General features: G+C 67.8%; 29 protein-coding genes. 14 read left to right on the top strand and 15 right to left on the bottom strand.

Annotated features, from left to right (window positions below; genetic code table 11):
• Nucleotides 1-2 precede the first annotated feature (2 nt).
• Nucleotides 3-209 (top strand): CopG family transcriptional regulator, encoded by a 207-nt coding sequence (locus tag G6N47_RS01580; protein WP_083130468.1) that lies wholly within the window; start codon nt 3-5, stop codon nt 207-209.
• The gene (locus G6N47_RS01575) at nt 206-589 is read left to right on the top strand and encodes a type II toxin-antitoxin system death-on-curing family toxin (RefSeq protein WP_083129901.1); all 384 of its coding nucleotides are present in this window, start codon (nt 206-208) and stop codon (nt 587-589) included. The genes G6N47_RS01580 and G6N47_RS01575 overlap by 4 nt, the downstream gene beginning before the upstream one ends.
• On the opposite strand, the gene rsgA is transcribed toward G6N47_RS01575, so the two are convergent.
• A complete protein-coding gene (gene rsgA, locus G6N47_RS01570; protein WP_083130466.1) occupies nt 586-1,566 on the bottom strand; it encodes a ribosome small subunit-dependent GTPase A in 981 nt (326 codons plus the stop codon). The genes G6N47_RS01575 and rsgA overlap by 4 nt on opposite strands.
• A complete protein-coding gene (aroA, locus tag G6N47_RS01565) occupies nt 1,563-2,837 on the bottom strand; it encodes a 3-phosphoshikimate 1-carboxyvinyltransferase (RefSeq protein WP_083130467.1) in 1,275 nt (424 codons plus the stop codon). Before aroA ends, rsgA begins: the two co-directional genes overlap by 4 nt.
• A gap of 87 nt (nt 2,838-2,924) precedes the next feature.
• Here aroA and G6N47_RS01560 point away from each other — a divergent pair, with 87 nt between their 5' ends.
• The 3 genes from G6N47_RS01560 (at nt 2,925) to G6N47_RS01550 (ending at nt 6,449) form a co-directional block, all read left to right on the top strand.
• Nucleotides 2,925-3,674, top strand: a complete 750-nt coding sequence (locus G6N47_RS01560; protein WP_083129900.1) for an SOS response-associated peptidase — start codon at nt 2,925-2,927, stop codon at nt 3,672-3,674.
• Between the two features lie 67 nt (nt 3,675-3,741).
• Nucleotides 3,742-5,289: an aldehyde dehydrogenase family protein gene (locus tag G6N47_RS01555; protein WP_083130465.1), complete on the top strand. Its 1,548-nt coding sequence runs from the start codon at nt 3,742-3,744 to the stop codon at nt 5,287-5,289.
• Entirely contained in the window at nt 5,286-6,449 is a 1,164-nt protein-coding gene (locus tag G6N47_RS01550) for an NDMA-dependent alcohol dehydrogenase (RefSeq protein WP_139799307.1), read from the top strand. The genes G6N47_RS01555 and G6N47_RS01550 overlap by 4 nt, the downstream gene beginning before the upstream one ends.
• A gap of 69 nt (nt 6,450-6,518) precedes the next feature.
• Here the strand turns inward: G6N47_RS01550 and G6N47_RS01545 are convergent, their stop codons facing one another.
• From G6N47_RS01545 to G6N47_RS01535, 3 genes are read right to left on the bottom strand one after another with little or no spacing between them, the layout of a single operon-like run.
• Nucleotides 6,519-6,701 (bottom strand): rubredoxin, encoded by a 183-nt coding sequence (locus G6N47_RS01545; protein ID WP_083129899.1) that lies wholly within the window; start codon nt 6,699-6,701, stop codon nt 6,519-6,521.
• Nucleotides 6,698-6,871 carry a rubredoxin gene (locus G6N47_RS01540; protein ID WP_083129898.1) on the bottom strand — a complete coding sequence of 58 codons (174 nt, stop codon included), beginning with the start codon at nt 6,869-6,871 and terminating at the stop codon, nt 6,698-6,700. The genes G6N47_RS01545 and G6N47_RS01540 overlap by 4 nt, the downstream gene beginning before the upstream one ends.
• Nucleotides 6,871-8,091: an alkane 1-monooxygenase gene (locus tag G6N47_RS01535; RefSeq protein WP_083129897.1), complete on the bottom strand. Its 1,221-nt coding sequence runs from the start codon at nt 8,089-8,091 to the stop codon at nt 6,871-6,873. The genes G6N47_RS01540 and G6N47_RS01535 overlap by 1 nt, the downstream gene beginning before the upstream one ends.
• Before the next feature lie 151 nt (nt 8,092-8,242).
• Between G6N47_RS01535 and G6N47_RS01530 the strand changes: the two genes are divergently transcribed.
• From G6N47_RS01530 to G6N47_RS01520, 3 genes are read left to right on the top strand one after another with little or no spacing between them, the layout of a single operon-like run.
• The gene (locus tag G6N47_RS01530; protein WP_083129896.1) at nt 8,243-8,818 is read left to right on the top strand and encodes a TetR/AcrR family transcriptional regulator; all 576 of its coding nucleotides are present in this window, start codon (nt 8,243-8,245) and stop codon (nt 8,816-8,818) included.
• Nucleotides 8,819-8,838: 20 nt separating this feature from the next.
• Nucleotides 8,839-9,645, top strand: a complete 807-nt coding sequence (locus G6N47_RS01525; protein ID WP_276036674.1) for an enoyl-CoA hydratase/isomerase family protein — start codon at nt 8,839-8,841, stop codon at nt 9,643-9,645.
• Nucleotides 9,642-10,394 (top strand): class I SAM-dependent methyltransferase, encoded by a 753-nt coding sequence (locus G6N47_RS01520; RefSeq protein WP_232080096.1) that lies wholly within the window; start codon nt 9,642-9,644, stop codon nt 10,392-10,394. Before G6N47_RS01525 ends, G6N47_RS01520 begins: the two co-directional genes overlap by 4 nt.
• Here G6N47_RS01520 and G6N47_RS01515 read toward each other — a convergent pair.
• Both G6N47_RS01515 and G6N47_RS01510 read right to left on the bottom strand, forming a co-directional pair.
• Entirely contained in the window at nt 10,385-10,876 is a 492-nt protein-coding gene (locus G6N47_RS01515; protein ID WP_083129894.1) for a YbaK/EbsC family protein, read from the bottom strand. The two genes, G6N47_RS01520 and G6N47_RS01515, sit on opposite strands and share 10 nt — an antisense overlap.
• Entirely contained in the window at nt 10,863-11,711 is an 849-nt protein-coding gene (locus G6N47_RS01510; protein WP_083129893.1) for an SDR family oxidoreductase, read from the bottom strand. The genes G6N47_RS01515 and G6N47_RS01510 overlap by 14 nt, the downstream gene beginning before the upstream one ends.
• A gap of 272 nt (nt 11,712-11,983) precedes the next feature.
• Here G6N47_RS01510 and G6N47_RS01505 point away from each other — a divergent pair, with 272 nt between their 5' ends.
• Together G6N47_RS01505 and rsrA are read left to right on the top strand one after the other, a co-directional pair.
• Complete coding sequence (locus G6N47_RS01505; RefSeq protein WP_163659757.1) at nt 11,984-12,634, top strand: sigma-70 family RNA polymerase sigma factor; 651 nt, start codon at nt 11,984-11,986, stop codon at nt 12,632-12,634.
• On the top strand, nt 12,631-12,921 hold the full coding sequence (gene rsrA, locus G6N47_RS01500) for a mycothiol system anti-sigma-R factor (protein WP_083129891.1): 291 nt from the start codon (nt 12,631-12,633) through the stop codon (nt 12,919-12,921). The genes G6N47_RS01505 and rsrA overlap by 4 nt, the downstream gene beginning before the upstream one ends.
• Here rsrA and G6N47_RS30255 read toward each other — a convergent pair.
• Both G6N47_RS30255 and G6N47_RS01495 read right to left on the bottom strand, forming a co-directional pair.
• Nucleotides 12,918-12,992 (bottom strand): 50S ribosomal protein bL37, encoded by a 75-nt coding sequence (locus tag G6N47_RS30255; protein WP_085976515.1) that lies wholly within the window; start codon nt 12,990-12,992, stop codon nt 12,918-12,920. The two genes, rsrA and G6N47_RS30255, sit on opposite strands and share 4 nt — an antisense overlap.
• A 69-nt stretch (nt 12,993-13,061) precedes the next feature.
• Complete coding sequence (locus tag G6N47_RS01495) at nt 13,062-13,448, bottom strand: hypothetical protein (protein ID WP_163659518.1); 387 nt, start codon at nt 13,446-13,448, stop codon at nt 13,062-13,064.
• Nucleotides 13,449-13,976: 528 nt separating this feature from the next.
• Between G6N47_RS01495 and G6N47_RS01490 the strand changes: the two genes are divergently transcribed.
• Together G6N47_RS01490 and G6N47_RS01485 are read left to right on the top strand one after the other, a co-directional pair.
• A complete protein-coding gene (locus G6N47_RS01490) occupies nt 13,977-14,192 on the top strand; it encodes a biotin/lipoyl-binding carrier protein (protein ID WP_045383610.1) in 216 nt (71 codons plus the stop codon).
• Between the two features lie 26 nt (nt 14,193-14,218).
• Nucleotides 14,219-15,718 (top strand): sensor histidine kinase, encoded by a 1,500-nt coding sequence (locus G6N47_RS01485; RefSeq protein ID WP_083129889.1) that lies wholly within the window; start codon nt 14,219-14,221, stop codon nt 15,716-15,718.
• A 74-nt stretch (nt 15,719-15,792) separates the two neighbouring features.
• Here G6N47_RS01485 and whiB1 read toward each other — a convergent pair whose 3' ends face one another.
• Together whiB1 and G6N47_RS01475 are read right to left on the bottom strand one after the other, a co-directional pair.
• The gene (gene whiB1 / locus G6N47_RS01480; protein ID WP_023371700.1) at nt 15,793-16,047 is read right to left on the bottom strand and encodes a transcriptional regulator WhiB1; all 255 of its coding nucleotides are present in this window, start codon (nt 16,045-16,047) and stop codon (nt 15,793-15,795) included.
• Between the two features lie 237 nt (nt 16,048-16,284).
• Nucleotides 16,285-17,259: a diacylglycerol/lipid kinase family protein gene (locus G6N47_RS01475; protein WP_083129888.1), complete on the bottom strand. Its 975-nt coding sequence runs from the start codon at nt 17,257-17,259 to the stop codon at nt 16,285-16,287.
• A gap of 40 nt (nt 17,260-17,299) precedes the next feature.
• Between G6N47_RS01475 and G6N47_RS01470 the strand changes: the two genes are divergently transcribed.
• Nucleotides 17,300-17,722, top strand: coding sequence for a hypothetical protein (locus tag G6N47_RS01470; protein ID WP_232080095.1), 423 nt, complete (start codon nt 17,300-17,302; stop codon nt 17,720-17,722).
• Here the strand turns inward: G6N47_RS01470 and G6N47_RS01465 are convergent.
• Genes G6N47_RS01465 through G6N47_RS01455 form a run of 3 tightly spaced genes read right to left on the bottom strand, consistent with a single transcriptional unit; the run spans nt 17,674 to nt 19,837 of the window.
• On the bottom strand, nt 17,674-18,156 hold the full coding sequence (locus G6N47_RS01465; protein ID WP_083129886.1) for a GNAT family N-acetyltransferase: 483 nt from the start codon (nt 18,154-18,156) through the stop codon (nt 17,674-17,676). The genes G6N47_RS01470 and G6N47_RS01465 overlap by 49 nt on opposite strands.
• Nucleotides 18,153-19,250 carry an isochorismate synthase gene (locus G6N47_RS01460; protein ID WP_083129885.1) on the bottom strand — a complete coding sequence of 366 codons (1,098 nt, stop codon included), beginning with the start codon at nt 19,248-19,250 and terminating at the stop codon, nt 18,153-18,155. Before G6N47_RS01460 ends, G6N47_RS01465 begins: the two co-directional genes overlap by 4 nt.
• A complete protein-coding gene (locus G6N47_RS01455) occupies nt 19,247-19,837 on the bottom strand; it encodes an acid phosphatase (protein ID WP_083129884.1) in 591 nt (196 codons plus the stop codon). Before G6N47_RS01455 ends, G6N47_RS01460 begins: the two co-directional genes overlap by 4 nt.
• Before the next feature lie 119 nt (nt 19,838-19,956).
• Here G6N47_RS01455 and G6N47_RS01450 point away from each other — a divergent pair, with 119 nt between their 5' ends.
• A complete protein-coding gene (locus tag G6N47_RS01450; protein ID WP_083129883.1) occupies nt 19,957-20,757 on the top strand; it encodes a ParA family protein in 801 nt (266 codons plus the stop codon).
• Here G6N47_RS01450 and G6N47_RS01445 read toward each other — a convergent pair.
• Nucleotides 20,754-21,968 (bottom strand): Rv3212 family protein, encoded by a 1,215-nt coding sequence (locus G6N47_RS01445; protein ID WP_083129882.1) that lies wholly within the window; start codon nt 21,966-21,968, stop codon nt 20,754-20,756. The genes G6N47_RS01450 and G6N47_RS01445 overlap by 4 nt on opposite strands.
• Between the last annotated feature and the right edge of the window lie 10 nt (nt 21,969-21,978).

The raw sequence follows: 21,978 nt of genomic DNA, 5'->3' as shown, positions 1-21,978 counted from the left end.
TCATGGGTATGACGCTGCGTACCAGTGCTGAGCAGACGGAAGCGCTGCGCAGGCAGGCCGCCGCAGAGGGGCGGTCGATGCAGTCGGTCGCGTTGTCGGCCATCGACGAGTACATCGCGCGGCGGGCGCACAAGGCGAAGGTTGCCTCGGCACTGGAGCGTGTCGTGCGTGAGGAAGCCGGAGTCCTGGAGCGCCTCAAGGACGCGTGACCGAATATCTAGACCTCGACGACGTGTTGGACATTGCTCGCGGGGCCCTCGGCGCGGATGTCGTCGTCGGAGACTACGGCTTGCTTGAGTCAGCTCTGGCGCGGCCCCGGGCGTCGGTGTTCGGCCAAGACGCCTATCCGGATCTGCATCTCAAGGCCGCCGCATTGCTGCACTCCCTGGCGCGAAACCATGCGTTGGTAGATGGAAACAAGCGACTGGCGTGGACAGCATGCCGGACGTTCCTCGCCATCAACGGCCGGTGGATTAGTGCACCGGAGGACGACCGCTTCGAATTCGTCATCCAGGTCGCCACCGGTGCGCTTCCCGATGTCGACAAGATCGCCGGACAGTTACGCGCGTGGAGTTACCAGGACGGCTAGCTTTCCCGCAGCACGGCCAGCAGCCGCCGCGCGGCGGCGACCCGGCGGGCAGCCGGCCCCGTCAACATGTCCAGCGCACACTCTGGGTCGGCGGGCGGCCCCATGTGCCCGCAGCCGCGCGGGCACTCCGAAACCGCTTCGGCCAGATCGGAAAACGCCAACACCACGTCGTCGGGTTCGATGTGGGCCAGCCCGAACGAGCGGATCCCCGGGGTGTCGATCACCCAGCCGGAGCCGCCAAACGGCAGCGCCACCGACTGTGTCGACGTGTGCCGTCCCCTGCCGATCTCGGTGACTTCGCCTACCGCTCGACCCGCTTGCGGCACAAGGCGATTCACCAACGTCGACTTGCCGACCCCCGAATGACCCAGCAGCACGGTCACTTTCCCGGTCAGCAGGGGAGCGACGGCGTCCAGCGGGTCGTCGCGGCCCGCGGTGACCACCGTGAGATCCAGGTCGGCGAACTGCGAGGCGAACGGCTCGGCCGGCGCCAGGTCGGTCTTGGTCAGGCACAGAATCGGCGTGAGCCCGCCGGCATAGGCGGCGATCAGCGCCCGGTCGACCAGGCCGGTGCGTGGCGGCGGATCGGCCAGCGCGACCACGATCAGCAGCTGATCGGCGTTGGCGACGACCACACGTTCGGTCGGGTCGGTGTCATCAGCGGTGCGGCGCAACACCGTTCGGCGCGGCCCGCGCCGCACGATGCGCGCCAGGGTGTCCGGGCGGCCGGACAGATCGCCCACCACGTCGACCTCGTCGCCGACGACTATCGGGGTGCGGCCCAGCTCGCGCGCCCGCATCGCGGTGACCCGACGGTCGGGGTCGCCGCCGAGCACACAACCCCAGCGACCGCGGTCGACACTGACCACCAGGGCGGTCTCGGCGTCGGCATGGCGGGGGCGGGTCTTGGTTCGCGGGCGCGAGCCGCGCCCGGACCGGATCTTGACGTCGGATTCGTCGTAGTCGCCCGGCCTCAACCGCGAGACTCCCGGACCATGTCGGCCCACAGCCGCGGAAACTGCGGCAGCGTCTTGGCGGTGGTGGCGATGTCGTCCACCTCGACGCCGGGCACCCGCAGGCCGACGATCGCGCCGGCCGTCGCCATCCGGTGATCGGCGTAAGAACGCCAGACGCCGGAATGCAGTGGCGTAGAGGTGATTTCCAGACCGTCCGGGGTCTCGCGGCAGTTGCCGCCCAGCCGGTTGATCTCGGTGCTCAACGCGGCGAGCCGGTCGGTTTCGTGGCCGCGCAGATGGGCGATGCCGCTCAGTCGTGACACCGAGCCCGGGGTGGCCAGCGCCGCCAGCGCCGCGATGGCCGGGGTGAGCTCGCCGACGTCGCGCAGATCGACGTCGAACCCGTCGAAGGACGCCGGCCCACGCACCTCGAGATACGAATCAGCTTGACTCACAACCGAATCCAGCTGCCGCAGGATGGAAAGGATGGCGGCGGCGGGTTGGATGGCCGCCGAGGGCCAGCCGGTGATGCGCACCGTGCCGCCGCTGACCACCGCCGCCGCCAGGAACGGGACGGCGTTGGACAGGTCCGGTTCGATGTCCCAGTGCCGGGCGGCGATCGGGCCGGGAGGCACCCGCCACCGGTTGGGTGTGGAGTCGTCGACGTCGACGCCGGCCTGCCGCAGCATCGCCACCGTCATCGCAATGTGCGGGGCCGACGGCAGCGCCGCGCCGGTGTGCTCGACGGTCAATCCCTCGGTGAACGACGCCCCGGACAACAACAGCCCGGAGACGAATTGCGACGACGCCGACGCGTCGATGGCCACCGTGCCGCCGCTGACCGATCCCGCGCCGCGCACCCGAAACGGCATGCGGTCGCCGTCGACGTCGACGCCAAGGCCGCGCAGCGCGTCCAGCAACGGCGCGATCGGCCGGGTGCGGGCCTGCTCGTCGCCGTCGAAGGTGACGGTCGCCGTGCCCAGCGCGGCCAGCGGCGGCACGAACCGCAACACGGTGCCGGCCAGCCCGCAATCGATCCGGGCATCCGGCGGTGGTGCGATCTGCCCGCTGACCGTCAGCTCCGAGTCGGCCCCGTCGACGCGCAGCCCCAAACTCTGCAGCGCGCCGATCATCAGGTCGGTGTCCCGGCTGCGCAGCGCGCCACTGATCGTCGAAACGCCGCTGGCCAGCGCCGAGAGCACCAGCGCCCGGTTGGTCTGCGATTTCGAGCCGGGCACGCTCACCGTCGCCTTGACGGGCGACGGCATGGTCGGGGCCGGCCAGGTGCTCATGCATCCATCATCGCGCAGCGGCGATCGCAAGCGCGGCGAAGCCGGGCGTAGCGGGTCGCCGCCGATCCCCTCCGGCACCATGGAGGTATGTGCGGACGATTCGCGGTCACCACCGACCCCGCTGCCCTGGCCGAGAAGATTCAGGCGATCAACGAAGCCCGCGCGGCGGAGAGCGCCGCGCCGAACTACAACGTCGCACCCACCACGACGATCACCACCGTGGTCCGCCACCACGACGAGCCCGACGACGAGCCCACCCGGCGGGTGCGGCTGATGCGCTGGGGGCTGGTGCCGCCGTGGGCCAAGGCCGGACCCGACGGCGCGCCGGCGTCCAAGGGCCCGCAGCTGATCAATGCCCGCGCCGACAAGGTCACCACCTCGCCGGCGTTTCGTGCCAGCGCCAAATCCAAGCGGTGCCTCGTTCCGATGGACGGCTACTACGAGTGGCGGGCGAACCCGGAGGGCAAGAAGGGCCGCAAGACGCCGTTCTACATGTACCGCGAGGACGGCGAGCCACTGTTCATGGCGGGGCTGTGGTCGGTATGGAAGCCCGCCGACGATGCCTCGCCTTTGTTGACTTGCACGATCATCACCACCGACGCGGTCGGCGAGCTGGCCGAGATCCACGACCGGATGCCCTTAGTGGTGGCCGAAAAGGATTGGGACCGTTGGCTGGATCCCGACGCCCCACCCGACCAGGAACTGCTGGCCGGCCCGCCCGACGTGCGCGGGATCCGGATGCGCGAGATCTCGACGCTGGTGAACAACGTGCGCAACAACGGGCCGGAGCTGATCGAGCCGGTCGAGGCGCAGCCCGAACAGGCGACGCTGCTGTAGAAGCGGGCGAAACTGAGGTAGTCGGCTACTCTAGGCGGCTCGCGCGGTGCGGCGCCACGATTCCCCGGTGACCGCGACCGAACACAAGACAGACGCGTCGACAATCATCGTTCGCAATCCCGCCGACGGGCACGTCGTGGGTGCGGTGCCTATCGAGACGTCCGATACGGTCGCCGCGAAAGCCCGTGAGCTGCGGCTGTTCCAGCCCCAATGGGAAGCCCTCGGCCCGCGCGGCCGCGAGCGCTGGCTGCGCAAGTACCAAGAGTGGGTGCTGGACAACGCCGAGCACATCGTCGACGTGGTGCAGTCCGAGACCGGCAAGACCCGGGCCGATGCCTGCAGCGAGCCGACGATCACGGCCAGCCTGATCCAGTATTGGGCCAGTCACGCCGAGCGATTCCTCGCCGACGAGCATCCCCGGTCCTTCAATCCGCTTGCGATGACGAAGAAACTCACCACCACCTACCGGCCATACCCGGTGGTGGGCGTTATCACCCCGTGGAACTTCCCGTTCGTCATGCCGGGGTTGGACACCATACCTGCTTTGGCGGCTGGCGCCGCGGTCCTGCTCAAGCCCTCGGAGGTGACGCCGCTGTCGGCGGTCGAGTTCGTCCATGGTTGGACTGAGATCGGCGCGCCGCCGGTGCTCGCGCTGGCGACGGGCTTCGGCGACACTGGCGCCGCGGTCATCGCCAATGTGGACTTCGTGCAGTTCACCGGATCCACCGCAACCGGCAGGAAGGTGGCGATGGCCTGCGCGGAGCGGCTGCTTCCCTACAGTCTCGAGCTCGGCGGCAAGGATCCGGCGCTGGTGCTGGCAGATGCCGACCTCGACCGGGCCGCCAACGGAATCGCTTGGGGCGGAATGTACAACTCCGGCCAGGTGTGCGTGTCGGTGGAGCGGGTGTACGTCGAGGAGCCGGTGTACGACGAGTTCGTGGCCAAGCTCACGGAGAATGTCCGCCGGCTGCGGCAGGGTCAAGACGATCGCAATTTCAAGTTCGACGTCGGGGCGCTGGCCACCAGCAGACAACGCGACATCGTGCAATGCCACGTCGACGAAGCGGTGGCGGCCGGTGCCCGCGCGGTGACCGGCGGCAAGCCCACCGGAACCGGAACCTTTTTCGAGCCAACGGTTCTCGTCGACGTCGACCAGTCGATGTCGTGCATGACCGAGGAAACGTTCGGACCCACGCTGCCGGTGGTGAAGGTCGCCGACGAGGACGAGGCCATCCGGCTGGCCAACGACTCGGTGTACGGGTTGTCGGCCACGGTGTGGACCGCCGACTTGAAACGCGGCGACCGGGTCGCCCGTAAGCTCGACGTCGGCGCGGTCAACATCAACGACGCCATTTCGAATGCGTTCGCCTACGACATCCCGATGGGCGGCTGGAAGCATTCCGGTGTCGGCACCCGCATGGGCGGCGCTGCCGGACTGCTCAAATACTGCCGCCCCCAAGCGATCACGGCGCCGCGGGTGCCGACACCCGCCAAGGAGCTGCTGTGGTATCCGGTGTCGTCGCGCCGGGTCAAGTTCGCGCTGGGCCTGTTGCGCGCATCCGCCGCTCGAGGGGTGCGGCGGCTGGGCATCGCGCCGAGGGGTGCGGCCCGATGAAGTGCCGGGCAGCGGTGCTGCGCGGCATCGGCAAGGACTGGGAGATCTGCGACATCACCCTGGACCCGCCGCGGACCGGCGAGGTGCTGGTGAAGATGTCGGTCGCCGGGTTATGTCATTCCGACGACCACTTCGCCACCGGGGACCTCGTTCCGGGCCCGGAAATCGTGGAGATGATGCGCGCCAACGGGATCGAGTTTCCCGAGATCTTTCCGCTGCTGGGCGGTCACGAGGGCGCTGGGGTCGTGGCCGAGGTCGGTCCGGAGGTTCACTCGGTGCAGCCCGGCGACCGGGTGTCGATGTCGTTCATTCCCGCCTGCGGGGCCTGCCGATGGTGTGTGTCGGGCGCGACGTACCTGTGCGACGTGGGCGCCGCCATGTTCGCCAGGGAGATGACGACCGACGGCACGGCGCGCCGCCACGTCGACGACGAGGACTTGCTGGCGCTCATGCAATTGGGCACGTTCGCCGAATACGTGGTGGCGTCGGAGAAGTCGGTCATCAAGATCGACGATGCGATTCCGATGCACGCCGCCGCGCTGGTGTCCTGCGGCGTGACCACCGGATGGGGGTCGGGGACGGTGGCCGCCGGGACCGAACCGGGCGACACCGTCGTCGTGATCGGTATCGGCGGCGTCGGGATGAACGCACTGCAGGGCGCGTGCGCGGCCGGCGCAAAATACATCGTCGGCGTGGATCCGGTTGCTTTCAAGCGTGATTCGGCGGCGATATTCGGCGCCACCCATACCGCGGAGTCAGTGGAGGCGGCGCTGCCGCTGGTGCGGGAACTCACGCTGGGTGTGATGGCCGACCGGGTGGTGATCACCGCCGGTGTGGTGCACGCCGACCTGATCGCGCCCGCGATGATGTTGACCCGCAAGGGCGGCAACTGTGTGCTGACCGGGATGACGCCGTACAGCGAGATGCTGGTGCCGCTGGTGTTGAGCGATATGACGTTGTTCCACAAGCAGTTGAAGGGCACGATCTACGGCGGGATGAACCCGCGCGCGAGCACCCCGATGCTGTTGTCGATGTACCAGAACGGCAAGCTGAAACTCGACGAACTGGTGTCGCGGGGTTACCGGCTCGAGGAGATCAACGACGCGGTCACTGATATGCGGGAGGGCCGAAACATCCGCGGCATCATCGAATTCGACTAAGAGTTGACGCGGACAGACGCAAAGTCCCCGAAACCGCGCTGTTTCGGGGACTTTAGCGTCTTTTCGCAGTCAGGCTCGGGCGACTTCCACCATGACGAAGTCGGACTTGGCCGCGCCGCAGTCGGGGCAGCTCCAGTCGTCGGGGATGTCGTCCCACCGCGTGCCCGGGGCGATACCGTCTTCCGGCCAGCCCTTGGCCTCGTCGTACTCGAAGCCGCATTGCACGCAGACGAACAGTTTGTAGTCGGTCATTGCATTATCTCCATCGGTTCAAAGTCGACCTTTTCTCGGACTGCACAGTCGGGGCAGCACCAGTCGTCGGGAATATGGTCCCAACGTGTGCCCGGCGGAAAGCCTTCGCGGGCAGCGCCATTGGCTTCCTCGTAGACGTAGCCGCAGCCCGGGCAGCGGTAGGCGGCCATCAGGCCGCCACCGCCCCGTAGCGGGCCAGCACCTTGTTACGCACGCGCGGGTGGATGTTGGCCTTGGTGATGTCACCGTCGTAGTGTTCGAGCACCCGGTGATCCATCAGCTTGCGCCAGACCGACGGGAAGTACGTCACCGCAATCAGCGAGCCGTAACCGGCCGGCAGATTCGGCGAGCCCTCCATGCTGCGCAGCGTCTGGTAGCGCCGGGTCGGGTTGGCGTGGTGATCGCTGTGGCGCTGCAGGTGATACAGGAACAAATTGGTGACCATGTGGTCGGAGTTCCAGCTGTGCTGCGGCGTGCAGCGCTCGTAGCGGCCGTTGTCCAGCTTCTGGCGCACCAGGCCGTAGTGCTCGAGGTAGTTCACCGACTCCAGCAGCGACGCGCCGTAGATCGCCTGGATGATCACGAACGGGATCAGCGCCGGGCCGAACACCGCGAGCAGCACCGCCCAGAACACCACCGACATCAGCCAGGCGTTGAGCACGTCGTTGGACAGATGCCACGGGCTCTTGTTGAGCCGGCGCAACCGCTGCGCCTCCAGGCTCCACGCCGAGCGCAGGCTACCAAACACGGTGCGCGGCAAGAACTCCCAGAACGTCTCACCGAACCGGGACGACGCCGGGTCCTCAGGGGTGGCCACCCGCACGTGATGCCCGCGGTTGTGCTCGATGTAGAAGTGCCCGTAGCACACCGGGGCCAGGGTGATCTTGGACAGCCACCGCTCCAATTCGTCTCTCTTGTGGCCGAGTTCGTGCGCGGTGTTGATGCCGACCCCGCCCACGACGCCGACCGTCATCGCCACGCCGAGCTTGCCCAGCCATCCCAGTGAGCCGTTGTACCCGAGCCAGCTCAGATCCGAGGCGGTAAACAGGTAAGCGCCCAGGATGGTGCTGGCGTATTGGAACGGAATGTAGGCGTAGACCGAGTAGCGGTAGAACCTGTCGTTCTCCAACTCCTGCATCACCTCGTCCGGCGGGTTTTGGCCGTCCGACCCGACCCACAGGTCCAGCGTCGGCAGCAACACGTACAGCAGGATCGGCCCGATCCAGAACGGCAGCTGCGATCCTGTGTGCCAGCCGAGCCTGTTGAGACCCCACACGATGGGCAGGATCAGGAACAGCATGGTGGGCACGACCAGGCCCAGCAGCCACAGGTAGCGCTTCTTGTCGCGCCACACAGCGACGTCGCCGTCGGGGTGGATTTGCGTTGTCATAGGGATTACCTCTCTGCAAGGGACGTGCCGTTCACTCTGGCAGCGGCGCAGCGGCGCGACGACGTCCTCAACCGCTCAACTTCCGCGGGGGCCTTGTCTTCGGAGGCCAAAGGTCTACCGAGGATTCCTCTGTTCTGTTAGATTATTTCTCGTGCCGAGGCCAGATGCGCGGGGCAAGCTGCTGGCAGTGGCGCGGCGGCGCTTCGCCGCCGACGGCGCGCTGGCCGCGACGCTGGACGAGGTCCGGCGCGAGGCGAACGTGAGTGTCGGAGCGCTCTATCACCATTTCCCGGACAAGGCGGCGCTGGCCGCCGCGGTCTACGCCCAGGTGATGGGGGAATACCAAGCGGGCTTCATCACGATGCTGCGCGAACACGCCACCGCCGAGGGCGGAATCCGCGGCGGCGTCGCCCATCACCTGCGGTGGGTGGCGGCCAACCGGGCCGAGGCGGCGTTACTGCTCGGCGACCGACTTGAGAGCCCCGCCCTGCGTGACTCCAATCGCGAATTCTTCACCGCCATCCACGACTGGTGGCGCCCACATCACGCCTACGGCGTGCTGCGGCCGATACAACCCGGTATCACCGCCGCGTTGTGGTTCGGTCCCGCACAGGAATTCAGCCGCCACTGGATCTCCGGGCAGGAGACGAAAATGCCGGATGCGGTCATCAAAGAGTTCGCCGACGCCGCATGGATGGTGTTGAGCACAAAGGAGGACGGCAAGTGACAAAATCGCTCTATAACGGCATGGTCGCCGACGGCGACGATCCGCAAGCACCGCAACGGATCCGGGTGGACCACCGTGGTGACCGCGCGGTGGTGACGCTCGATGAGCCCGACCGGCTCAATGTGCTGTCCGCGCCGCTGGTTCGGCAACTGCGGCGTGCCCTCGAGGAACTCACCGCAGACCCCGATGTTCGCACCGTGGTGCTGACCGGCGCCGACCCGGGCTTTTCCGCCGGCGGCGACTTGAAGATGATGCGCACGGCGACCGAGCAGTTGACCCAGCCCGAGGGCGTCGCCGATGTGTGGCGGTGGATCCGCCGCGAATTCGGCGGTATCGCAAGGCTTATCGCCGGGTCGGACACCATCTTTGTGGCCGCGCTCAACGGTGCTGCCGCCGGCGTCGGCTTGGCGTGGGCGTTGACCTGTGACATCACCATCGCCAGTGAACGTGCGGTGATCGTGCCCGCGTTCGGCCGGCTCGGCCTGATCCCGGAGGTCGGCACCAGCTGGGCGCTGACGCGCTGCCTCGGCTACCAGGGTGCGCTGGCCTATTACCTGCGCGGCGAGCACATCGACGCCCACACCGCGCAACGGCTCGGGCTGGTGCAGCAGGTCGTCGCGCACGACCAGCTTCTCGCGGCGGCCGACGAGTGGTGCTCGCGAGTGGCCGCGATGCCCGCGCATGCGGTGGCGATGACCAAACCGCTGCTGCGCGCCGCGGCCGACGCCGGCTGGCACGACGCGCTCACGATGGAGGAGTTCGCCGAACCGGTCTGCTTCACCACCGCCGCGTTCGCCGATAGTGTGCATGCCATGCTGGCCCGGTGAGCGAGCGCGCCACTTACGACCGGGTTGGGCAGTCGTATTCGGCCACCCGCCAACCCGATCCACGCATCGCTGCGGTAATCAACGAGGCACTGCAAGGCATGGCTACCGTCGCGAATATCGGAGCCGGGGCCGGCTCCTACGAACCGCCCAACACGGTCGTCGCGGTCGAACCAAGCGGGGTCATGATTGCCCAACGCCGCGCCGTCGTGGCCCCGATAATCCGCGCCGTCGCCGAACGTCTGCCGATCCGCACCGACGCTGTCGATGCCGCACTCGCCATCCTGACCATTCACCACTGGTCCGACGTCGTGGCCGGGGTGGCCGAGATGGTCCGCGTCGCCCGTCGCCGCGTGGTGATTTTCACTTGGGACGACACCGTCTTTCGCGAATTCTGGCTGCTGCGCGAATATCTGCCGGCCGCGGCGGAAACCGACGCGCGTCTGGCGGTGCCGATCACCAAATTGGTGTCACTGCTGGGCAATGCGTCGGTCCGGACGGTCGCGATTCCGCACGACTGCGTCGACGGATTCGGTGGAGCCTACTGGCGTCGCCCGCACGCCTACCTTGACCCGACGGTCAGAGCCGGCATCTCGATGCTAGCACTGACAGCGAAACCTCAACTGCAGCAAGGCTTGTCACGGCTAAGTGCCGACCTGGACAGTGGTGAGTGGACACATCGCCACGCCGACCTTCTCGACCAGCGGGAGCTCGACCTTGGCTATCGGCTTGTCGTTTCGGATCAGGCTTGAATGGCGGCGGTCACCGCGCCGGTAAGCCGGATCAGCTCGCTCGGCGCGACGGCGACGTCCCAGCCGCGCCGGCCCGCGCTGCAAAACACGCGATCCCAGCCCAGCGCGTCTACGTCGACGACGGTCGGTAACCGCTTTCGCTGCCCGAACGGCGACACCGCGCCCACCACATATCCCGTCGCCCGCTCTGCGCTGGCACGGTCGGCCATTGTCGCGCGCGAAAAACCCAACGCCGCCGCGGCCGCCTTCAACGACAACCGCGCCAGCGCCGGCAGCATCGCAACCGCCAGCCCGTCGGGACCGGCAATCACCAACGTCTTGTAAATCTGTTCGGCCGCAACGTCGCCCGCCTCGGTCAGCGCGCGGACGGCCTCGTCGCCGAACGACCCCTCTCGCGCATCGTGGCCGAACTTCACCACCTCGTGCGGCACACCCGCAGCGGCTAGCGCGGCCAGCGCCGGCGTCGCTTTAGCGCTGGACATACCCCGGCGGGTTGGGGGACTCCACCCACAGGTCGACCCCGAGCTCGCCGCCCGGCGTGCAGTCGTACACCGACAGGTCGGTAACCCCGGATTCCACCAACACGTCCTCGCACAGCACCGAGTTGCCGGTGTATTCGGTGGCGGGCTTGTTGAGGATCACGTAGGCGGCGTCGGCGTAGACCTCGGGTTTGCGTGCCCGCGCCATGGCCTCGTCGCCGCCCAACAGGTTCTGCACCGCGGCGGTGGCCACCAGGGTGCGTGGCCACAGTGTGTTGGACGCGATCCCGTCGTCGCGCAGCTCCTGCGCCATTCCCAACGCGCACAACGTCATTCCGAATTTAGCCATCATGTACGCCGTCGGCTTGAGCCATTTCGGTTCGAGCAGCACCGGCGGGGACAGTGTCAGGATGTGCGGGTTTTCCCGGCCCTTCATGTGCGGAATGCAGGCCGCCGACACCGCATAGGTGCCACGCACCTGGATGCCGTTCATCAGATCGAACCGCTTCAGCGGCACCTCTGTGATGGAGCCCAGGTTGATCGCCGACGCATTGTTCACGCAGATATCGATGCCGCCGAACTGCTCGACGGTCTTCGCCACCGCCGCCTCGACCGAGTCGCCGTCGCGGATGTCCCCGACGATCGGCAGCGCCTGGCCGCCGGCCTCCTCGAGTTCCTTGGCCGCGGTGTAGACCGTTCCGGGCAGCTTGGGGTGCGGCTCGGCGGTCTTGGCGATCAGCGCGATGTTGGCGCCGTCGCGGGCGGCGCGTTTGGCGATCGCCAGACCGATTCCGCGGCTGGCACCGGAAATGAACATGGTCTTGCCGTTCAAAGACATGGCCGTCACATTAGCGCTGGGCGCACTGGCCCGGGATTGCGGTCGGCAAAACGGCCACCGGAAATAGCGGGATGGTTGATGCTGTTGACACATGCGGTTCCGCGGTCAGTAGCAACCAGGCCGGAGAAACCCGAAAGACACTTGTCGGTCGCAGCCTCTAGATTGGGCAGAAGGGGAGTCTGGTGTCAACGGCGATGTGCCTGCTCGAGCGTTCGGTGTTGGTGCCCGGGCTGTCCGGTGATGCCCCGACAGAAGGGACTGTGTTAACCAAGATGGCCGACAGCGATGCCGCGACCGGGCCCGAGGCGCCCGCACCAGATCCCACGGAGGAGACGGACGAGCAGCTCACGGCACGCTTCGAACGCGACGCGATTCCTCTGCTGGACCAGCTCTACGGTGGCGCGCTGCGCATGACGCGCAATCCCGCCGACGCTGAAGACCTGCTCCAGGAAACGATGGTCAAGGCCTACGCCGGCTTTCGCTCGTTCACGCCCGGCACCAATCTCAAGGCGTGGCTGTACCGCATTCTGACCAACACCTACATCAACAACTACCGCAAAAAGCAGCGCCAGCCAGCCCAATACCCGACCGACGAGATCACCGATTGGCAGCTGGCTGCCACCGCTGAGCACTCCTCAACGGGCTTGCGCTCCGCCGAGGTCGAGGCCCTGGAGTCGCTGCCGGACACCGAGATCAAAGAAGCACTGCAGGCCTTGCCCGAGGACTTTCGGATGGCGGTGTACTACGCAGACGTCGAAGGTTTCCCGTACAAGGAGATCGCCGAGATCATGGACACGCCAATCGGGACAGTGATGTCGCGGTTGCACCGCGGCAGACGCCAGCTGCGGGGTTTGTTGGCAGATGTCGCCAAGGAGCGGGGGTTCCTGCGTGGTGACCAAGCGCCGGAGGAGGTGTCGTCGTGACCGACTTCTCCTGCGATTCCGGTGCTACCAGCTCGGATGTCGACTGCGCGCAAGTGCTCGCGGAGGTATGGACGCTCCTCGACGGCGAATGCACGCCGGAGACTCGACAGAAACTGCGCCAGCACCTCGAGGAATGCCCGGGATGCCTGCGGCACTACGGCCTCGAGGAGCGCATCAAGGCGCTGATCGCCATGAAATGCCGGGGCGAGAAGGCCCCGGAGGGCCTTCGTGAGCGGCTACGGCTCGAGATCAGCCGCACCACGATCATCCGGAGCCGGCAGCGCTAGGAGTTGGGCCGCTTGCCGTGGTTGGCCTTGCTGTGCTTGCGGTCGCGCTTCTTCCGGCCACGCTTGGCCATGACTGATCCTCCTTGCAGCTGTATCGGCAGGTCAGTCTTTCATGCGGCCGCTGTAGCCCGCCGGCCGGGCTACACCACCGGGACGTTTTGAGCCGGGACCGTCGGGCTGGTCGCCGCCGGGGCCGGGATGGCGGGCGAGGTCGGCAGGCCCGGGGTCTGGCCGGGCGTGAGCGCGCCAGGGGTCGTCGGTAGGCCCGGGGTCTGGCCGGGCAAGGCGGTGCCGGGAGTTGCCGGCAGGGCCGGGGTCTGGCCCGGGGTGAGAGTGCCGGGACTGGTCGGCAAGGCCGGGGTCTGGCCGGGCAGCGCCGTGCCGGGGGCGGCCGTGCCCGGCGGCAGGGTGCCGAGAGTCCCAGGAGGCATTGTTCCGAGCGTCCCGGGAACCGTCGTCCCCGGCGATACCGTGCTGGGCAGCGCCCCTCCCGGCGAAAGCAGGCTCGGGTCGGAGGTCGCGGGCATGAACAGCGAACCGCTACCGGGCAAGACGGCGTTCAGCAGATTTCCCAGCTCACCGAAGATCGCGTTGGCGATGTTGACCCCGTTGCCGGATACGGCGGGGCGGGCGCGGGAACCGGGTCGTCGACGAGCACAGGTTGCTGGGGAGTCGCCCCCGCAATCCCGCTGGCGCAGCCGATCGCCGCAAATGCCGCCAGCGCGAGCCCAGCGCCGGCGGCTGCTCGAACCAGTGGGTCGTAAGACGTCGGAATTGCAAACACGTTCGCGGACAACAGAATTACTCCTCCACTCAACTGAGGCACCCTAAGCGCTTCAGACACTCAAGTCACTCAGGCAACACTGGTATTCAATAGTCACAAAAGGAACACGACACGATCACGGATCGGACTCTATGGATTTGCTTACGAATCTTGGGATTTGCTTATCCGGATGGTCTTCGCGGCCGGGCCACTCTCGACGCACCGCCGTCAGCCCGTTGTGGTTCGATAAGGCGACAGAATTGCGACCGGCTGTGTGACGAACGGGGTGATGATGGCCGAGGACGTCCGCGCGGAGATCGTGGCCAGCGTGCTGGAAGTCGTGGTCAACGAGGGCGACCAGGTCAGCGAGGGCGACACCGTGGTGCTGCTGGAGTCGATGAAGATGGAGATTCCGGTCCTGGCCGAAGTCGCCGGAACAGTCAGCAAAGTCAGCGTGTCGGTGGGAGATGTCATCCAGGCCGGCGACCTCATCGCCGTCATCAGCTAGGGCTCCGTCGAAGCCGGGAGTGAGCCATGTCGACTCTCGGTGACCTGCTCGCCGAACACACCGTCCTTCCGGGTAATGCCGTCGACCACCTGCATGCGGTGGTCGGGGAGTGGCAGCTGCTGGCCGACCTGTCCTTCGCCGATTACCTGATGTGGGTGCGCCGCGACGACGGTGCGGTGGTGTGCGTCGCGCAATGCCGGCCCAATACCGCGCCGACGGTCCTGCTGCGCGACGCCGTCGGCACCGTCTTTCCCCCTGAGAAGGTGCCGCTGGTTGTCGCGGCATTCGAATCCGGCGCGATCCAACGCGGAAACGTTGCGGTGCAAGACGATTCGCGGCTACAAACCGGACTGAACGTCGAAGCGGTCCCGGTGCGCTACGGCGAGCGGGTGGTGGCGGTGCTGAGCCACCAGACGGCGGTTTCGGACGACCGCCAGACCAGCCCGTTGGAGACCGCTTACCGCGACTGCGCGGCGGATCTGGTCCACATGCTCTCCGAGGGGACGTTTCCGAACGTCGGTGACGTGGCGATGTCGCGTTCCAGTCCACGGGCGGGCGACGGCTTCATCCGGCTGGATGTCGACGGCGTGGTGTCCTACGCCAGCCCGAATGCGCTGTCGGCGTATCACCGGATGGGGTTGACCTCCGAACTGGAGGGCCACAACCTGATCGAGGTCACCCGGCCGCTGATCTCGGACCCGTTCGAGGCGCAGGAACTCGCCGACCACGTGCAGGACTCGCTGGCCGGCGGGGCGAGCATGCGGATGGAGGTTGATGCCGGCGGCGCGGCGGTGCTGCTGCGCACGCTGCCATTGGTGGTGCACGGCGCGGCGGCGGGTGCGGCAGTGCTGGTGCGCGACGTGACCGAGGTCAAGCGCCGGGATCGTGCCCTGATGTCCAAGGACGCCACGATCCGCGAAATCCACCACCGGGTCAAAAACAACCTGCAGACCGTGGCGGCGCTGCTGCGCCTGCAGGCCCGCCGCACGACCAACCCCGAAGGGCGGGAGGCGCTGATCGAGTCGGTGCGACGAGTGTCGTCGATCGCGTTGGTCCATGACGCGCTGTCGATGTCGGTCGACGAGGAGGTCAACCTCGACGAGGTGATCGACCGGATCCTGCCGATCATGAACGACGTGGCGACCGTCGACACGCCGATCCGGATCAACCGGGTGGGCATGCTCGGCGTACTGGACTCCGATCGCGCAACGGCGCTGATCATGGTGATCACCGAGCTGGTGCAGAACGCCATCGAGCACGCCTTCGAGCCGGAAGCGGCCCAAGGGTCGGTGACCATTCGCGCCGAGCGCTCGGCCCGCTGGCTCGACGTGGTCGTCCACGACAACGGCCGCGGACTGCCCGACGGGTTCAGCGTCGAGAAATCGGACCGGCTGGGCCTGCAGATCGTGCGGACACTGGTGTCCGCCGAGCTCGACGGGTCGCTGCGGATGCACGACGCCGCCGACGGCGGCACCGACGTTGTGCTGCGTGTCCCGATCGGCCGTCGCGCCAGGCTCGTGCAATAGGTCGCGTGCCGACCCGCACGCAAACTCGCGGCCCCGACACCGTCGGGGCCGCGAGGGTTAAACCGGGTTTTCCGTCAGACTCCGCTGCGGGCCTTCGTCCGGGCGTTGCGGCGCTTCAGCGCGCGGCGTTCGTCTTCGCTCATTCCGCCCCACACGCCGGAGTCCTGGCCGGTGTTCAGTGCCCAGGACAAGCATTCGGTGGTCACCGGGCAGCGGTTACAGACCAGTTTCGCGTCAGCGATCTGGGCGAGCGCCGGTCCGCTGTTCCCCACCGGGAAGAACAGCTCCGGGTCCTCGTCGCGACAGACCGCCTTGTGGCGCCAATCCATACGTCGTTACTCCTCACTAAGTGCGCAGCACAGCGCACCGGCTTTTTCTTCGGCTGTTAACGCGGGCACAAGAAAATTTCCGCACCTTTGCACGCGATTACACGATCGTTTCACAGGCTCAACAGATGTCAATAGCGTGCGTTGGTCCGTGGGCAATCTCACTTTGAGGATCTGTTACCAAATCCCTTAACCCGGTGTACTACTATGGCAGGGCATTTTGTTCCGCTGCTGTTGCGGTTAACGCAGGTCAGGCGGGGTTTTCGCGGGTGGTGCGACGACGGCTAGCGCGTCGCGGACGGCCCGGAACGTCATCTCCTCCCGCTCACCCAGGTAATCGCCGTCGAATTGGCTGGCGATCGGCGGCCCGTCGCAGGTGACCCGCACACAGGCCGCGTCGTCGTCGCGGACCAGCTGCTTGGCCTGCATCTTGGGCCGCTTGGCAAACATCTGCCGGACGATCCGCAAGGTCGGGATCACCTTCATGCTCGTGACGCCGAATACCCCCAGCCCGGTCTCGAACCTGCAGTCCGGGTTGGTCCATATCGGCCGGTTGTTGGCATACGTCCACGGGCTGGCGTTCGACACGAACACGAAATGCACGCCCGAGACCGGCTCGCGGCCCGGCAAGTGCAGGGTCAGCGTCGGCTCGCGGCGGGTGGTGGCAAGCGCGGCCGGCACGGCGGCGCGGATGTAGCGGGCCGCCGTGACCTTGCGGCCCTTGTCGCGCTGCGCCTCGACCGCTTTCACCACCTCGGCGTCGACTCCCATCCCGGCGTTGAGTACCGCCCACCGCTCACCGCAGTCGATCACCCCGATCCGCCGCCAGTTCTGCTGGTGGCCGTACTGGTCGAGTAGCCCGATGAGCTGGTTGGTCGCGTTGATCGGGTCCGGCGAGATCCCCAACGAGCGGGCCAGCACGTTGGCCGAGCCGCCCGGCACGATGGCCACCGCCGGGACATGGCCCGTCGGTAACCTGCCCGGGCGCCCGAGCAGGCCGTTGACCACGTTGCTCACTGTGCCGTCGCCGCCGTGCACGACGAGCAGGTCGACTCCCTCTTCGGTGGCGGCTTGCGCGATCTCGCCGCCGTGGCCTCGATGGGTGGTGTGCTCGACGCGCAGTTGCAGACGACTCTTGAGCGCGTGCGCCAACAGGTCGCGCCCTGCCGGGGTCGTCGACGTCGCAGTGGGATTGACGATCAGCGCGGCGCGCATGACGCAAAAGCCTACGGGAGTAGATGGCTACGCTGACGCTGTGAGTGCTCCGGCAGGCGTGCGTGGCGCGGGACTGATCGTGGCGCTGCAGGGCGCGGCGGCGCTCGTGGTGGCCGCGGTGCTTCTGCTGCGCGGTCTCGGCGGCGCCGACCAGCGCGCGGTCAACGGCTTTGGTACGGCGCTGTGGTTCGCGCTGATCGGTGGCGGGGTGCTGGCCGCGGGCTGTGCCCTGCTGGTCGGTCGGCGCTGGGGCCGCGGACCTTCGGTGTTCGCCGAATTGCTGTTGCTGCCAGTCGCGTGGTATCTCGCGGTCGGCTCACACCGGCCGCTGGCCGGGATTTCGCTGGGCGTTGTGGCGTTGGCAGTGTTGGTGTTGCTGTTCAGTCCGCCTGCCCTGCGCTGGATCTCCGGGGATCAGCGTGGCCCGGCCAGCTCGGCCAGCTCCGGACCCGATACCCGGTAGGTGGTCCACTGCGACTGCGGCCGGCCGCCGATGCCCTCGTACAGTGCGATCGCGTCGGTGTTCCAGTTCAGCACCGCCCACGACAGCCGGCTGTAGCCGTTGTCGAGGCATTCGCGCGCTAGCGCCGACAGCAGCGCGCGGGCCAACCCGCGACGGCGATACTCCGGGCGAACGTACAAGTCCTCCAAATAGATACCCGCAACACCATCCCAGGTGGAGAAGTTGAGGAACCACAAGGCTGTCGCGGCCACGTCGCCGTCCACCTCGGCCACATGCCCACAAAGCGTCGTCGGATCTCCGAAAAGCGCTGTGCGGATTTGTGTTTCGGTTACGGTGCACTGATCTGCGGCGTGCTCGAAGTCAGCCAGCTCGTGGATCATCGCGGTGATCGCCGCGGCGTCAGCAGGCGCGGCCCGGCGGATGCGTGTGGTCACGGCTGAGCTCCCAGCGCGGTCAGGATCGTGACGAATTTGGTTGTCGTTTCGGCGAGTTCGTCGTCGGGATCCGACTCCGCCACGATGCCGCCGCCGGAGTGGGCGAGTGCGCTACGACGGTCGGCAGAAAGCTGTGCGCAGCGGATGGACACCACCCACCGCCCGTCGCCGCGGGCATCGCACCAACCGACCGCGCCGGCGTAAAAGCCGCGGTCGCCTTCCAGTTCGCCGATGAGTGCGGCAGCGGCATCGGTCGGCACACCGCCGACCGCCGGAGTGGGATGCAGCGCCAGCGCCAAATCCATTGCGGTAGTGGACGTATCGCGCAGCAGACCGCTGACCGGTGTGCTCAGGTGCCAGAGCGCCGCGGTGCGGCTCAGCTGCGGCGTGGGCGCGATCGTCAGCTCGGTACACAGCGGCCGCAGCGCCTCGGCCATCGCGTCGATGACCAGTTGATGCTCGTGGCGGTTCTTACCCGAATCGGCCAGGGCGGCAGCGGCGGCGGCGTCGAGCCCGGGATCGGCGGAACGCGGCGCCGACCCGGCGAACGGCCGGCACGTCACCCGGTCGCCGTCGCGCGCCACCAGCAGCTCGGGGCTCGCGCCGACCAGCGCCATGCCCGCAAACCGGTTGCCCGCGGGCGTCAAGTCGACGAGATAGCCGTAGGCGCCAGGGTCTTTCGCGGCCAGCCGGTGCAGAATGACCCGGGCGTCCAGCGGGCCGTCGGCGACCAACCGCAACGCGCGGGCCAGCACCACCTTGTGCAGGCTGCTGCCCGGTGCGCTTAGTTGCTCGCAGGCGCGTCGCACCCGGGCACGGTGTTCCTCGGGTGCGGGCACCTCGCCGGCGATGTGGACGCTCGGCATGGGGCCGGCGGGCCAGGCGGGCAGCGTGTCGGAGTGCCGCACGGCTCGCGGCGTCATCAATGCGGCTGGCTGAGTGATGTCAAAAGGCAACGCGCCCAAGATGATTGGCGTTGCACCAGAGCGCAGCGCGGCTTGCGCGGCGGGCACATCGTGATAGGTCGCCCGCACGCCGTCGGCAACCAGAACCCCCGAAGGGCCGCACAGCGCGAACGGCGGCTCGGCAGTCATGGCCGCGGAAGGCTGAGCGCGGCGAGCTGCCGGGCTCCATGCTCGAAGCCGCACACCGCGATCGAGCCGGCGTCCATGCCGAATCGGATTCCCTCGCGCAGCGGCAGCTCGACCCAGCGGGTAATCACCGCCCTGGAGAAGTGGCCGTGCCCGACGAACAGCACGTCGCGCGTCGCCATGTGTTCGAATGCGAGCGCGACGGCCGCGTCGGCGCGCTCGGTGACCTGCGCGACGCTCTCGCCGCCGGGGCAGCCATGCGTCCAGACCAGCCACTCGGGGTCCGATTGGCGGATCTGAGCGGTCGTCAGGCCCTCGTAGGATCCGTAATCCCATTCGGCCACCAGTGGCGACTTCTCCTCGATGGCCAGCCCAGCCAGTTCGGCGGTCGTCACCGCCCGCCGGCGGGGGCTGGTGATCACGAGGGGGCTATCCAGGTGCAGTTCGGCGAGTGCCCGGCCCGCGGCGGCGGCCTGGCGGCGTCCCTCGTCGGTGAGCTCGAGATCGGTGCGGCTGGTGTGTTGGCCGGACTTCGACCATTCAGTTTCGCCGTGGCGCAGCAGTACCAGTCGATGGTTCTCTGCGCCCATGCCGATCGATTCTGCCTGAAACGCATCGCCATTGACGCGCGGGCAGGATGGAGAAGATGCCAGGATGGCCGTGTGGCCGCGCCGGCGACGATGCAAAGCGGACAGGAGGAGCGGCGCCTATGGCAGAGACCCGGGTACTGGCGGTGGCCAACCAGAAGGGCGGGGTAGCCAAGACGACGACGGTGGCCTCGCTGGGAGCGGCGATGGTGGACAAGGGGCGGCGCGTACTGCTCGTCGATCTCGATCCGCAAGGTTGCCTGACGTTCTCGCTGGGCCACGATCCCGACAAGCTGCCGGTCTCGGTGCACGAGGTGCTGCTCGGTGAAGTGGAGCCCAACGCCGCGCTGGTCGACACCGCGGAGGGCATGACGCTGCTGCCGGCCAACATCGATCTGGCGGGTGCCGAGGCGATGCTGCTGATGCGGGCCGGCCGCGAGTACGCGCTCAAGCGCGCACTGGACAAGCTCGCCGACCAGTTCGACGTGGTGGTCGTCGATTGCCCACCGTCGTTGGGGGTGCTGACGCTCAACGGGCTGACCGCCGCCGACGAGGTGATGGTTCCGCTGCAGTGCGAGACGCTGGCGCACCGCGGCGTCGGGCAGTTCCTGCGCACGGTCGCCGACGTGCAGCAGATCACCAACCCGAACCTGCGGCTACTGGGTGCGCTGCCGACGCTGTATGACCCGCGCACCACCCACACCCGCGACGTGCTGCTCGACGTCGCCGACCGCTACGACCTGCCGGTGCTGGCGCCGCCGATCCCGCGCACGGTGCGCTTCGCAGAGGCCAGCGCGTCGGGGTCGTCGGTAATGGCCGCACGCAAGAACAAGGGCGCCGTCGCCTACCGAGAGCTGGCGCATGCGCTGCTCAAGCACTGGAAGTCCGGCAAGCCGCTGCCGACCTTCACGCCCGAGCTTTAGCCCAACGCGACGACGGTGTTCCCGCGCTGCTCGAGAATCTGCGAGCCCGATACGGCGGGAATCACCGGCGCCGTACCCGGCGGACGGGCGACCGGGATATCGCGTTCGTGCGCGCCGGTGGCCGGGTCGTAGACACCGACCCCTCCGTCGACCGGGACCAGCAGCCGCCCCGCCATGATCGTCGCGGGACCCACCGGTACCGCCGGACCGTCGGGCGCAACCGTGTAGCGATACGTCAGCGTCGCCGCGTCGAACACCAGCACCGCGTCGCCGGTCCACCAGCTCACGAGGTTGCCCAGCCGCGACACCACGTTCGACGGCATCGGCTGCTTGGGCAGCACCGTGCTCGCCACGGTGGTACCGGACGCGTCGACCACCTCGACCCGGGGCTGGGGAGACGGCAGGTAGACGGCCGTGCTGGTGTCCGACACGGCCAGCACCCGAGCGCCCGACCCCGCGCCGATACCCTGCTCCGGCACATACCGCTGCTCGGGTTCGTCTTCTTCCTTGCTCGGCCGCAGCAGCGTCAGCCGCAGATCGGCCTGCTTGGGACAGGCCTCCAGCACCGACACGGCCGACGAGCTGGCCGCCGCCGATGTCAGCGTGCATCCGGTGTGCAAACCCTGCGACGACGGCTTCACCCGGGCGTCGATCTCGCCGTAGGACAGCATCCGGACCATGTCCGAGCGCCACAGCTCCAGCCGTGTCTTGTCCGCCGACAACACGGTTGTGCCGTCGGAGGAGACGTCGACGTGCTTGTCGGCGTAGCTGCTGCGCGCGGGCCCGCGGCGGCCGGTGGAGGCGTCGATGGTGCTGACCTGGCCGCAGCCCCGGCCGTCGGGATAGACGGCGACGGCGTAGCGGTAGACCCAGGACACCGCGCACAACCGCTGGTTTCGCGAGTAGCTCCAGCGCACGTCGCCGCTGGCCGGATCACGCCCCTGCACCGACCGCCCGTCGCCAGTCACCACAGCCCCGGCGACCACCACCGGAAGGCTGGTCGCAGCGCTGGGCGCGGTCCAGAGCTGCTTGACCGACGCGGGCACCTCGCGAGCCGTGCTTGGGGCGGGTATCGGTACTGCTGCGGGTCGGCTGCTGGTGGCGCGTGCGTCGCTGGTCCACCAGATCAGTGCTGCGACCACCGCGATCGCCGCCACGATCGCGGCGGCGGCCAGCATGTCAGCCCTGGTGCGGCGTTCGGGTTTGACCATCGGGCGGCCG

Source organism: Mycobacterium branderi (genome assembly GCF_010728725.1).
In the GTDB taxonomy this organism is placed as follows: Bacteria; Actinomycetota; Actinomycetes; order Mycobacteriales; family Mycobacteriaceae; genus Mycobacterium; species Mycobacterium branderi.
The sequence above is the reverse complement of the archived record's forward strand: the minus strand, read 5'-3'. Positions and strand labels throughout refer to the sequence as shown.